The sequence below is a fragment of the Pseudomonas sp. GW823-FHT02F05 genome, assembly GCF_058797315.1.
In genome coordinates this window covers 114,616-126,438 of the sequence record NZ_JBXAJM010000010.1, presented here as the reverse complement: position 1 = coordinate 126,438, position 11,823 = coordinate 114,616, and the positions used below count along the sequence as shown (strand labels likewise).

The 11,823-nt window shown below is 62.7% G+C and carries 11 protein-coding genes; 4 read left to right on the top strand and 7 right to left on the bottom strand.

Annotated features, from left to right (window positions below):
- Positions 1–455 precede the first annotated feature (455 nt).
- Complete coding sequence (locus AC1RAC_RS14070; protein WP_054918714.1) at positions 456–1,094, bottom strand: GNAT family N-acetyltransferase; 639 nt, start codon at positions 1,092–1,094, stop codon at positions 456–458.
- 47 nt (positions 1,095–1,141) lie between these two features.
- Between AC1RAC_RS14070 and AC1RAC_RS14065 the strand changes: the two genes are divergently transcribed.
- Entirely contained in the window at positions 1,142–2,014 is an 873-nt protein-coding gene (locus AC1RAC_RS14065) for an undecaprenyl-diphosphate phosphatase (protein WP_492616666.1), read from the top strand.
- A gap of 106 nt (positions 2,015–2,120) precedes the next feature.
- On the opposite strand, the gene AC1RAC_RS14060 is transcribed toward AC1RAC_RS14065, so the two are convergent.
- The 5 genes from AC1RAC_RS14060 to AC1RAC_RS14040 form a co-directional block, all read right to left on the bottom strand.
- A complete protein-coding gene (locus AC1RAC_RS14060; protein WP_492616665.1) occupies positions 2,121–3,074 on the bottom strand; it encodes a Dyp-type peroxidase in 954 nt (317 codons plus the stop codon).
- A 46-nt stretch (positions 3,075–3,120) separates the two neighbouring features.
- Positions 3,121–3,939 carry a sugar phosphate isomerase/epimerase family protein gene (locus AC1RAC_RS14055; protein ID WP_127881628.1) on the bottom strand — a complete coding sequence of 273 codons (819 nt, stop codon included), beginning with the start codon at positions 3,937–3,939 and terminating at the stop codon, positions 3,121–3,123.
- A 2-nt stretch (positions 3,940–3,941) separates the two neighbouring features.
- Positions 3,942–5,141 (bottom strand): NAD(P)/FAD-dependent oxidoreductase, encoded by a 1,200-nt coding sequence (locus AC1RAC_RS14050; RefSeq protein WP_492616664.1) that lies wholly within the window; start codon positions 5,139–5,141, stop codon positions 3,942–3,944.
- Complete coding sequence (locus AC1RAC_RS14045; protein WP_034127287.1) at positions 5,138–5,464, bottom strand: MocE family 2Fe-2S type ferredoxin; 327 nt, start codon at positions 5,462–5,464, stop codon at positions 5,138–5,140. The genes AC1RAC_RS14050 and AC1RAC_RS14045 overlap by 4 nt, the downstream gene beginning before the upstream one ends.
- A gap of 102 nt (positions 5,465–5,566) precedes the next feature.
- The gene (locus tag AC1RAC_RS14040; protein WP_054918722.1) at positions 5,567–6,649 is read right to left on the bottom strand and encodes a fatty acid desaturase family protein; all 1,083 of its coding nucleotides are present in this window, start codon (positions 6,647–6,649) and stop codon (positions 5,567–5,569) included.
- A 161-nt stretch (positions 6,650–6,810) separates the two neighbouring features.
- On the opposite strand from AC1RAC_RS14040, the gene AC1RAC_RS14035 reads away from it, so the two are divergent.
- Complete coding sequence (locus AC1RAC_RS14035) at positions 6,811–7,860, top strand: LacI family DNA-binding transcriptional regulator (protein ID WP_054898559.1); 1,050 nt, start codon at positions 6,811–6,813, stop codon at positions 7,858–7,860.
- A gap of 18 nt (positions 7,861–7,878) precedes the next feature.
- Here the strand turns inward: AC1RAC_RS14035 and AC1RAC_RS14030 are convergent, their stop codons facing one another.
- Positions 7,879–9,840 (bottom strand): sigma-54 interaction domain-containing protein, encoded by a 1,962-nt coding sequence (locus tag AC1RAC_RS14030; protein WP_054918724.1) that lies wholly within the window; start codon positions 9,838–9,840, stop codon positions 7,879–7,881.
- A 187-nt stretch (positions 9,841–10,027) separates the two neighbouring features.
- Between AC1RAC_RS14030 and AC1RAC_RS14025 the strand changes: the two genes are divergently transcribed.
- The gene (locus AC1RAC_RS14025) at positions 10,028–11,044 is read left to right on the top strand and encodes a Gfo/Idh/MocA family oxidoreductase (protein ID WP_054918726.1); all 1,017 of its coding nucleotides are present in this window, start codon (positions 10,028–10,030) and stop codon (positions 11,042–11,044) included.
- Entirely contained in the window at positions 11,044–11,823 is a 780-nt protein-coding gene (locus AC1RAC_RS14020) for a TIM barrel protein (protein WP_054898562.1), read from the top strand. Before AC1RAC_RS14025 ends, AC1RAC_RS14020 begins: the two co-directional genes overlap by 1 nt.

The following is an 11,823-nucleotide window of genomic DNA, read 5'->3' as shown; positions in this document are numbered from 1 at the left end:
AACTGTGGGAGCGGGCTTGCTCGCGAAGGCGGCCTGGCAGTCGACCAGAATCTTGGATCAGACCGTGTACATATCCGTTATTTGGGTAACGGCTGCTTATGGTTCCGCTTTTACAGCGGGTCACTTTTGGAAAAGAGCCCCAAAAGTAACCAAAAGGGCTCTTGCCCCACTACTCGGCACCTCGCCTAGGCTCGGTGTGCCCGAACACAGGCTTGAATCCGTGGGCCGCCGCCACGCGCCATCCATGGCGCGGGGCGGCTAACCCGGCGTCCTGCCGGGTTACCCACGAATTCAAGCCTGCGTTCGGCCAGCGTGGTTTGACGGGGCGCTTAAGATCAAGATCAAAAGCAGATCAAAAGCAGATCAAGAGCGGCTCGCTTCGCATCGTGGTTACGGGGTTGATCGCCACAGCCTTGTTCAGATATCTATGCTCATCGAGAGAAAGCCCCAACCCCTCAATGCAACGAAGCCCGGGTAATCAGGTAGCTCACCAACTGCGGCTCATCGTCCAGTTCAATGCTCTGCACCGGACGCGGCAAGTTATCCAGTACGGTGCGCCAGAACGCCTGGGAAACCTCGTCCTGATCATAGAAACGCACCAACCAATTGGCCGAGCCGCTGCACAGCACCTGGCTGGCGATGGCGCGGCCGATGCCTTTGCGGCGGTAGCGCTTGAGGATGAACAGGTCAGCCAGTTCCAGGGCGTCGATGCCCGGCAGTTCGCTGCTTTCGATCAAGAGGAAACCGGCGATATAGCCGTCTACCAGCAACAGGTTGGCGCTCCATTGCGGGTCGCTCCAGTAGCGAGCCAGGTGTTCGTCATGGATGTAGTAACGCCCATCGGTCTCGACATCTTCTTGTTCCCAATCCGAAGACTCATAGGCGTAGTACTGGTAAAGATTACGGATCAGTTCAGCTTCTTCGGGGCCGGTCTGGATCAATTCGACGGTGGTTTCGGGCATGGGGCTCTCGGTGGAAAAACGCAGGGCGCCATTGTTCACAAAAGTGCTGCCCACGCCAATGGCCTGGCGAATCCTTTCTATTAGCTGAACCGATTGCAAATAGCGGTTGCCCTGGCCGAAATCCTGAAACATTTAGAATAAACTTCGCCGGTTTCCCCTATTGCTCAAGGACACGTATTTTGACCAACGTCTGTACCGCCGGCCTGGATGTGGGCTTTGCCTCCCTGGATTACCTGCAAATCTTCATCCTTGGGGTGATCCAGGGCATTACTGAATTGCTGCCGGTGTCGTCCACCGCCCATATGCGCGTTGTGCCCGCCCTGCTCGGCTGGCAAGACCCCGGCTCGGCGTTTTCCGCGGCCATGCAATTGGCGGCGCTGGCGGCGGTAGTCAGCTATTTCTGGCGCGATGTGCGTCAGGTCACCACCGGCAGCATCAGTGCGGTGCGCCGGGGCGACTACAACGACCGCTGGTTCAAGCTCGCCGTGGCGATTGTGCTGGCAACCGTACCGATTGGCATCGCCGGCCTGGCGTTGTCGTCGACCTTGAATGCGTGCAACTCACCCTTGCGCGGGCTGATGGTGATCGGCATTTCCTGCGTGGTGATGGCGGTGCTGCTGGCAGTGGCCGAACTGCGTGCCCGGCATACACGCGACGTGAGCCAAATGCGCCTGCGCGATGCCTTGATTGTGGGAGTTGCGCAGATTGGCGCGTTGATACCGGGCGTATCGCGTTCGGGCTCTACGTTGACCGCAGCGCTGTTCCTGAATTTCAAACGCGAAGAAGCGGCGCGGTTTTCCTTCCTGCTGGGCCTGCCGGCCATCGCCCTGGCCGGTTTGAAAGAGCTGGGGGTATTGCTGCACGCCGACCTGCCCGCCCACGCCTGGCCCCATTTGATGTTCGGGCTGGTGGTGGCCAGCGTCTCGGCGTTCTTCGCGATCTGGGGCCTGATGAAGTTTCTGGAACGGTTCTCCACCTGGCCGTTCGTGATCTACCGTGCGCTGCTGGGGGTGTTTTTGATCGTGGCCGTCAGCACCGGCCTGCTTACCTGACGCTTGTAGGAGCGAGCTTGCTCGCGAAAAACGTCAACGATAACGCGGGCATTCTGTATGTTCGCGGTGGCCTTGGTTTTTTCGCGAGCAAGCTCGCTCCTACAGGTTATTGGCGGTCGGCCAGCGCTTCGAGCAAGTCGGCCGAGGGCACGAAGAACAGGCCGCCGGTCACGGCCGTGCTGAAGTCGAGCAAGCGGTCGTAATTGCCGGCCGGGCGGCCGACGAACATGTTTTCCAGCATCTGTTCCAGAGGCTGAGGCGAGCGTGCGTAGCCGATGAAATAAGTGCCGAATTCGCCCGCGCCTGGGCGGCCGAAGGGCATGTTGTCGCGCAGGATCTTCACTTCCTCACCGCTCTCGTCGGTGATGACGGTCAGGGCGCTGTGGGAGTTGCTCGGCTTGGCGTCTTCGTCCAGTTCGATGTCCGATAATTTGGTGCGCCCGATCACCTTCTCTTGAGCCTCCACCGTCAAGCCATTCCACGCGGTCATGTTGTGCAGGTATTTCTGCACCAGCACATAGCTGCCGCCTTCGAACTCAGGGTCTTCATCGCCCACCAGGGTAAACGCCTCGGCCTTGCGCCCCACCGGGTTCTCGGTGCCGTCGACGAAACCGATGATGCTGCGCATATCGAAGTAGCGAAAGCCCTGGACCTCATCGACCACCTTCACGCTATCACCCAGGGCCGCCATCAGCTGGGTCGCCAGCTCGAAACACAGGTCCATCTGTTCGGCACGGATGTGCAGCAGGATGTCACCGGGGGTCGACACTGCCTTGCGCCCCTCCACACCGAACTCGCGAAACGGATGCAAGGCCGCCGGGCGCGGCGCGCCGAACAGGCGGTCCCAGGCATCCGAGCCAAACCCGCAAACGCAAGTCAGGTTGCCCGAGGGCACGCGTTTGCCTACCGAGCGCACCAGGCCTGCGATGTCGACGCACCAGGCCCGCACGTTTTCAACCGCATCGGGCGCCAGGGTGGCGACCATGAAGATCGCGCTGCTGGTGATCGGGTGGCACACCGATTGTGGTTCGAGCGGGGGACGGACGGGGCAGGTTTTCATGGGCATTCCACAGGCTGAGGGCGGTGAACCCGCGCAGATTAGCAGATCATCGATGGCAACTGGCCCACACCTGGCGAATCAGGGCTTTGAGCTTGAGCGCCTCGGCCCAGCGATCGGTGAGTTCGCGGCCCTGTGCGTCGGTAATCGCATAGGGTGGCGGGCCCAACTCGCAAGTGAAGGACAAGCTCTGCGGACTGTCAGCGCGGCCCAGCCAGTGTTCGATCCCGTAGCGCCACCAGCCGGTAAACCGCTCGACCCACTGTTGGTGCTGGGGAAAATCCAGACAAACCTGCACCTGTTCGCTGCTAGCAATGCGGCCATGAAAGCCCCAGCTGTGACGCAGGATGGTGCGTATCTGTTCGTCGTCTTCCACACTGCCGGGCTCGGGCAACTCGCGGCCAACCACGTAGTGGGAAAGGTCTGCGAGCAGTTTCAGATCGGGCATCTGTGCCAGCAGGTCGAGGGTGAACAATAGGTCGTTGGTGAGCCGGTAACGGTGGGTTTCCAGCAGGATCGGGAAGTCCACCTGTGCGGCCAGGCGTTGCCAGCCGTCGATCAGCCTGGCCGCCTCGGCCTGGGTACGCGGGCGCACGTCGGCTTGCAAGGTGAGGTGGTGACAGCCGTGACGGCTGATCACCTCCAATGCCCTGGCTAGATCTTCCACCGATTGCGGGAACAGTTGCCCTTCAATCTGCAAGCCCCTGGCCGTGGCCGCCGCGTGCAGGCGCTGCACCGATGCAGGTGCCCAGTAATGGTCGGTGATGCCGTCATAACCGGCGGCGGCGATGCGGTCCAGTTGCGCTTCGAGGCTGCCGGGCTCGGTTTGCATGGCCCACATCGATTGGAATACTAACAACTGGCGCATGGTCAGCCTCGCAATAACAGCTTCAGGGATACCTCAGGGTCGGCCAGGCTGGCCGGGTTGAGCGGGATTCGGGCAGTAATCAAGTGCTCGCACAGCTTGATGTCCTTGGATGCGCGGTTACCCAAGGCCCAACTGCAGGCGCCCTGCAAACGGTGATGGTCGTCCAGGTAGAACAGCAGCTGGCCGCCGTCTGGCAATTCCCGGCGAACCATCAGCGCCGTCATCACCCCGACGGTGTGCAAGCCCCACGCGTATTGATCGGACCAGAAACCCGGGATCGTCTCGAACGCCAACTCCCGCCCCAGCAGGTTCAACGCCGCGAGACGGCCCTGGGCTTCGGCGTTGCGCCAGGTTTCCTGGCGCTGATAAAGGCCCGCCAGACGAAACTCGCACACATCCCCCGCCGCGTAGATATCCGCCGCACTGGTGCGCAACTGCGCGTCGACACGAATGCCCTGCCCGACTTCCAAGCCCGCCGCCGCGGCCAACTCGATGTTGGGCTGCATGCCAATGCCGACCACCACCAGGTCGCAGGGCAGCCGTTGCCCGTCGACCAGTTGCACGGCGTCGACGTGGATGCACTCCAGCGCGACGTTCAAACGCACATCCACACCCTGCTCACGGTGCAAGGCCAGCAACGCGTCACTGATCACCGGCGGCAAAACCCGCCCTGCCAACCGTGGCCCGGCTTCCAGCAACGTAACCTCGCAGCCCAGGCCCCGCGCTGTCGCCGCCACCTCCAAGCCGATAAAACCACCGCCGACCACCACCAGCCTGGCGCCTGGCTTTAATTCATTGCGCAAGACCAACGCGTCATCATGGGTGCGCAGGTAAAACACGTTGGCCTGCTCTTGGGGTAAGCGTCGCGCCCGGCCTCCGGTGGCCAGCAGCAGGCCGGCGTAGGTCAACCATTGGCCATCGGCCAATTGCAGCCGGTGGTGCTGGGGCTCCAGGCGGCTGACCGGGTTGGCGGCGATATGCTCGACCCCGAGCGCCGCCAACTGCTGGCTGTCGCACAGGCTGCATTGCGCCAGGTCGCTCGAACCTTGCAGCAAGCCCTTGGACAACGGTGGCCGTTCGTAGGGCAGATGCGCTTCATCGCCGATCAGGATCAGGCGCCCGCTGTAGCCTTCTTCACGCAGGGTCAGTGCCGCACGGCCACCAGCATGGCCGGCGCCGACGATGATCAGGGGGGCGTTCATCCTTCGGCCGTGACGGCGAGCAGCACCCGCCCCGCATCCACCCGCACGGGGTAGGTCTTGAGGTTGACGCACACCGGCGCGCCCAAGGCCTTGCCGGAGCGGTAATCAAAGCGCCCGTTGTGCTTGGGGCACTCGATCACATGGTCCATCACCAGGCCGTCGGCCAGGTGGATTTTCTCGTGGGTGCACAGGCCGGCGGTGGCGAAGAATTCGTTATCGGCTGAACGGAACACCGCGTAGGTCTGCGCGCCGTGGTCGAAGCGCAGCACGTCTTCTGCTTCTATTTCGCCCACGGCGCAGACGTCGATCCATTGATCGTTCATACATTTATCTCCAATGACTGGCTCTTACTCTGTGGGGGGAGCTTGCTCGCGCTGGGCTGCGAAGCGGCCCTGGATTCGTCTGTACGGTGTAGGTCTGAAGGGTTATTGGGGCTGCTGCGCAGCCCAGCGGGAGCAAGCTCCCTCGCCACGGGTGGGGCGTTGGACGAAATAGCCGGGGTCGCTGCGCTGGCGCCAGATCGTCGGAATGATTTCCTGGTAGGCCTGCCACAAGTTGGCATACGGCGGCGGGCAGTCGCTGCGGATCTCTTCGTGCAGTTGACTGAGCGCGTGGTAAGGCACCATCGGGTACATGTGATGTTCGAGGTGGTAGTTCATGTTCATGTAGATAAAGCGCAGCACGCGGTTCATGTAGATGGTGCGGCAGTTACTGCGGTGGTCGAGCACATCTTCGGCCAGGCCCACGTGTTGGCTGATTCCAAACAGGTAACCGAGCCACGCGCCATAGAGGCTGGGCAGGCCCACCAGCATCAGCGGCAACCAGCTGTGCAGGTACAGCGCGGTGCCGATGATCAGGGCGTAGAGGCCGCCCCAGATACGTGCATCTCGGTACACCTTGGGCCACTCTGATTCGGGGATGAAGTCCTGCTCCTGGGCGCTCATTCGCCCGAGCGCATGGCGGGCCACGCCGCTGAAAGTCTTCCAGGCCAGAGGCAGGTTGAACAGGCTGAGGGCCATCATCCATAAGCTTGGCGGGCGCGGTTCGACGATCTCCGGGTCACGGCCGACGACGATGGTGTCGGTGTGATGACGAGCATGGCTCCAGCGCCACACGTGGGGTTCGAAGAGGCACATGAAGCTCGCCACCTGATACAGCGCATCGTTCATCCAGCGGGTCTTGAAGGCCGTGCCGTGGCCGGTTTCGTGCCAGCGCGGGTTGGAGGCCGTACCGTAGAGCACACCGTAGGCGATAAAGAATGGCACGCAGGCCCAAGTGCCCCAGAACCAGTAGCCGCCGACACCGGTGGCCAACAACGTCGAGAACCACAGGGCGGTGTCGCGCAAGGCCGGGCCGTCACGGCGTTGCATCAGGGCTTTCATGCGATTGCGCGGGATGGGCGACTGGTACCAACGGGCCGAGACCAGGCCCTTGTCGGCGGCGCGGGCCGCTTCGGGGCCGGTGAGGCTGTAGTCGCGCCGAGCGCGGTGAGCGGTGTGTCCAGGCATTGTTATTGTTCTCCGCAAGCGTGGGTTTCAGGGGCTTTGCGAAACCCACGATAGAGCGCGGTTAAATCACCCTCAAGGCCTTGAATCCATTCCCTATCAAGCTATCATCCAGGCCCAGCGGGGCTTGATAGTTTTCTATCAAGACGCTCAAGGGGCCTGCCATGCACAACAACAAACGCCCAACCATCGCCACCGTTGCCGCCCATGCGGGGCTCAGCGTAGCCACCGTCGACCGCGTGCTGAACGCCCGCGCGCCGGTCAACCCCGGCACGGCCGAACAGGTGTTCCAGGCCGCCGAAGCGGTGGGCTATTTCGCCGCACGGTTGATCGGCCAGCGCATTCGCGAACGTCGGCCCACCTACCGTTTCGGCGTGCTGTTGCTGGGCACAGCCCAAGCCTTTTATGCGCAGTTGGCCCACGCCATCAGCGAGGCAGCGCAGCATCACGCCACCGCCAACCTGAGCTGCCAGTTCGACTACATCAACGACCGCACGCCCTCCGCCATCGTCGCGCAAATCGAACAACTGGCCGTGCAGTGCGACGCCCTCGCGGTAGTCAGCTTCGCCCATCCGTTGATCAACGCCTGCCTGGCGCAGATCCGCACAGCGGGCGTGCCGGTGGTGGCCCTGCTCTCGGACATCCATGAACACGCCGCCGAACCCTATGTGGGCCAGGACAACCACGTGGTCGGGCGCACCATGGGCTGGCTGTTGGCGCGCACTTGCGGCGCACGCAAAGGCAGCGTGGGCATCCTGTTGGGCGGCCATCGTTTTCTCGGCCATCAGGCACGGGTCGAGGGCTTGCACAGCTACCTGGCCGAACACGCGCCGGGGCTCAAGCCGTTGGAGCCGCTGATCAACCTGGACAACTGCGACATCACCGAAGAAGCCACGCTCGACCTGCTCAGCCGCCATACCGATTTGCGTGGGTTATGCGTGGTGGGCGGTGGTGGCGACGGTGTGATCAACGCCCTGGCGCAACTGCCCAAGCGCCCGACGCTGTGCTGCATCCTGCAAGAGTCCACGCCCTTGTCGCGTCAGGCATTGAGCAACGGCTTGATTGATGTGGTGATGGACTCGCAGCCACGGCAGACGGCCGTGGCGCTGGTGGAGTTGCTGGTGCGCTTGCAGAGTGATGAGGGGTTTGACCCATTGAGGCACCGCGTGCATATACCGCCGCAGATAGTGACCCCGGAAAACCTGTGCAGCTGATCGGTTTGGCTTGAGGTTTCAGCGCTCACGGAAATCGGCGGCGCTCAAGCCAAACCGACTCATCTTGTTGTACAGACCGCCCCGCGACACATCCAGTTGCTGTGCGGCCAGACGAATGTTGCCGCGGGTGCTGGTGAGCGCGGCAACGATGGCGTGCATTTCATGGCTGCTCAAATCCTGCGCGGGCTGGGGCTGGTAGGCGCGCAACGTGGTGCGTTGCGGGGTTTCCAGCGGCAAGTCGGTCGATTGAATCAGCTCGCCCATCGCCAGGTTGGTCGCCCGCTCAATGACGTTCTCCAATTCCCGCACGTTGCCCGGCCAACCATGGGCTGACAGCAACGCCAACGCATCCGGCGCGAAACCTTGTACCGCTTTACGTAGCGAGCGGGCACAGCGCTGCAGGAAGTGCCGCGCCAGCAATGGGATATCGTCACGGCGCATGCGCAGTGGCGGCACGCTCAGGTTCAGCACGTTGAGTCGGTAGTAAAGGTCTTCACGAAACGCACCCTCGGCCACCGCCTGGCTCAGGTTGCGATGGGTGGCGGCGATGATGCGCACGTCGACTTGCCGCGATTGCTTGGCCCCGACGCGGGTGATTTCACCCTCCTGCAAAACCCGTAGCAGACTGACCTGGGCATCGAAGGACATGTCGCCGATTTCATCCAGGAAGATGGTGCCGCCATCCGCCAGTTCGAACTTGCCTGCCGCCCCACCCCGCGCCGAGCCGGTGAACGCGCCTTCGACGTGGCCGAACAGTTCGCTCTGCACCAGGTCCCGTGGGATCGCGCCGCAGTTGACCGCCACAAACGGGCCGTTGCAACGCTCGCTGCCGTTATGAATGGCCTGGGCAAACAGTTCCTTGCCGGTGCCGCTTTCGCCGAGGATCAAGGTGGTGGACTCGCTGCGACTGGCGATACGCCCCAAGTGCAGTGCGTCTTGTATGGCCCGCGAGGTGCCCAGGATGGTCTCGAAGGTATAGCGGGCCTGGGTGCCGATAATGCGCCGGGTAATCTCGCGGATACGGCGGTTTTCGCGCACCGACACGATCACCCCACCCTGCTCCAGTGGGCATACCGAAACCAGGCAGGCGAGTTGGCTGCCGTCGTGCAAGTGGAAGGTGCAATCGCGGTCGCGCACAGGCTCACCCAGCGCGTCGCTCAGTTCACTGCGGCCCAGGCGCTGGAAAGGACTGCCGATCAACTCACGCCCTACCCCGAACAATTGCCGCGCATAACGGTTGAGCGCCTTGATGCAGCCACGCTCATCGAGCACCACCAAGCCTTCGTTGAGCACTTCGAGTACGGCCTGTTGTTCTTCCAGCAACACCTGCAGCGCCATCTGCCGCGACACCGCTTCGGCCGCCGCTTGAACGGTGCCCAGGGTATGGAAATGAAACCAGCCGGGCTCGGCGGTCAGGGTGAGCATGGCCAGGGTCTGGCCTTGGGCATCTTTGATCGGCGCGGCGGCGCAGTGCATGTGGCGCTGGCGCAGGCCGCTGGCGAAATTTTCTTCAGCCAGCACATACACCAGGCGATCTTCGGCCAGGGCCAGGCCGGTGCAGTTGGTGCCTTGCACCGATTCGAGCAAGCGACTGCCCACCGGGGTGATGTCCAGCCCGCAAAAATACAGAGTCGTGCCCTCGGCATCCGTGAGGTTGATATGCCCCCGCGGGTTGTAAGCCAGCAATCCATGCATGACCTGCGCGGCGGCGGCGATCAGGGCGCGATGGTGGGCCAGGGTCGCCGCCAGCACATGAGGCGCAACAAAGCGGTAGTCGCTGTTACCGGGCTCGATACCCGCCTCGACACTGCGTCGCCAGGAATCCCAGATGACTTGGCGTACGCCGTCGGGACGCACGACTTGGCCAGCCAGGCATTGGCGCCACGCCTGTTCCAACGCGGCAATGGGCCCGTCGTTCAGCGCGGCAGGCCCCAGGTTCGTGAGGTATTCGAGGTCTTGCACACTGAACGCCTGGGTCATTGCGGTTATCCATGTTCATATTTTCGACATGTCAGTATAGACATGTCACAAACATGAACACTTTTTGTTTAATTAAAATAATAACCCCATATAAATCAGCCAGTTATAAATTGGCACAGGCCTTGCTCCTGCCCCAATGTCACCCAGGACGGTCCTGGGGGCCCACAACAACAAAAGGGGTCGCTTCATGAGTACACAGAACATCCGCCTGGGCTTGATCGGTGCCGGCCGCATGGGCAGCTTCCATGGCCTTACCGCCGCACGCCACATCCCCGGTGCCTGCCTCGCCGCCATCGCCGATCCCGTCCCAGGCCAGGCCGCTCGCCTGGCAGCAGAACTGGGGGTGGACAAGGCCTACACCGACCCGCAACAGCTGCTGGACGACCCGGACATCGACGGCGTGCTCATCGCCGCCCCTGCCCGTAGCCACGCGGAGCTGGTGATCAACGCCGCACGCGCCGGCAAGGGTATCTTCTGCGAAAAGCCCATGGCGATTACCCTGGACGAAGCCGACCGCGCCATCGCCGCCGCTGCCGATGCACGGGTGCCGTTGCAGGTCGGCTTCAATCGGCGCTTCGCCAAGAGCTTTCGCACTGCGCACCTCGACGTCGTCGCCGGACGTATTGGCACGCCGCAGCTGCTACGCTCGCTGACCCGCGACCCGGCGCTGAACAACCCGGCCAACTCACCGCAATGGGTGATCTTCCTCGAAACCCTGATCCACGACTTCGACACCTTGCGCTACCTCAACCCTGAGGCCGAAGTGGTACAGGTGCAGGTGATGGCCGACGCGCTGATTGCCCCGCAATTCAAAAGCCAAGGTTTGCTCGACACCGCCGTGGTCACCCTGCGCTTTGACAACGGCGCCATTGCCACCGCCGAAGCCAGCTTCCAGGCCGTGTATGGCTACGACGTGCGCGGCGAAGTGTTCGGCAGCAAGGGCATGCTGAGCATGGGCAGCCTTAACGACTGCGACCTGGTGCGCTACCTGGCCGAGGGCATCCAGGCAGACACCCAGCGGATGGACACCGACCTGCTGCGCGACGCCTACATTGCCGAGCTCAACCACTTTGTCGACTGCCTGCGCAGCGGCGCCAAGCCCCTGGCCAGCGGTGAAGATGCGCGTGCAGCCCTGGCAATTGCCCGTGCCTGCATTGAGTCGTACCAAACCGGCAAGGCCGTGGCCGTTCAAGGAGCCCGCTAATGATGCCGTTCAAATTGGCCGTCAGTGCCGAAATGGTGTTTCTCGAACTGCCCTTCATCGAACGGGTCAAACGTATTCATGCCTTGGGCTTCAGCGCCGAAATCTGGAGTTGGGCCGACAAGGACATCAATGCCTTGGCGGCGACCGGCGCGGACTTCACCTCGATGACCGGCTACCTCACCGGCACCCTCACCGACCCCGACGGCATCCGCCAATTGCTCGACAGCGCCCGTGAGTCCCTGGGCATTGCCGAGCGCCTCAATTGTCCCAGCCTCAATCTGCATGGCACGGGCCTGGGTGAAGGCGGCCTGCCCGTGCAGCCCGTCAGCCACACCACCGGGCGCATGTGGCTGAGCGCTTGCAAGAGCCTGGAAAAAATCGCGCGCCTGGGAGAAGACGCCGGCCGCGTGTTCCTGCTGGAAAACCTCAACACCGCCGTCGATCACCCAGGTACACCGTTCGCACGTGCCGACGACACCCTGGCCCTGATCGAAGCCGTCGGCAGCCCGCATTTGAAGATGAACCTGGACCTGTACCACGCGCAGATTGGCGAAGGTAACCTGATCGAATTGATCCAGCGCGCTGGCAGCGCCATCGGCGAAATCCAGGTCGCTGATGTGCCTGGACGCAAGGAGCCCGGCACGGGCGAAATCCACTACCCGGCCATTGCCCGGGCCTTGCACGCCATGGGTTACACCGGTGTGGTCGGCCTGGAGGGCTGGGCCAGCGGCGACAGCGAGTCGGCCCTGGAGCGTTTCCGTCAGGCATTCACCCTATAA

Coding starts and splice junctions, on each gene's coding strand:
- AC1RAC_RS14030 (WP_054918724.1), bottom strand. CDS start 9,840: ATGACCCAGGCGTTCAGTGTGCAAGACCTCGAATACCTCACGAACCTG.
- AC1RAC_RS14035 (WP_054898559.1), top strand. CDS start 6,811: ATGCACAACAACAAACGCCCAACCATCGCCACCGTTGCCGCCCATGCG.
- AC1RAC_RS14070 (WP_054918714.1), bottom strand. CDS start 1,094: ATGTTTCAGGATTTCGGCCAGGGCAACCGCTATTTGCAATCGGTTCAG.
- AC1RAC_RS14025 (WP_054918726.1), top strand. CDS start 10,028: ATGAGTACACAGAACATCCGCCTGGGCTTGATCGGTGCCGGCCGCATG.
- AC1RAC_RS14045 (WP_034127287.1), bottom strand. CDS start 5,464: ATGAACGATCAATGGATCGACGTCTGCGCCGTGGGCGAAATAGAAGCA.
- AC1RAC_RS14040 (WP_054918722.1), bottom strand. CDS start 6,649: ATGCCTGGACACACCGCTCACCGCGCTCGGCGCGACTACAGCCTCACC.
- AC1RAC_RS14060 (WP_492616665.1), bottom strand. CDS start 3,074: ATGAAAACCTGCCCCGTCCGTCCCCCGCTCGAACCACAATCGGTGTGC.
- AC1RAC_RS14020 (WP_054898562.1), top strand. CDS start 11,044: ATGATGCCGTTCAAATTGGCCGTCAGTGCCGAAATGGTGTTTCTCGAA.
- AC1RAC_RS14050 (WP_492616664.1), bottom strand. CDS start 5,141: ATGAACGCCCCCCTGATCATCGTCGGCGCCGGCCATGCTGGTGGCCGT.
- AC1RAC_RS14055 (WP_127881628.1), bottom strand. CDS start 3,939: ATGCGCCAGTTGTTAGTATTCCAATCGATGTGGGCCATGCAAACCGAG.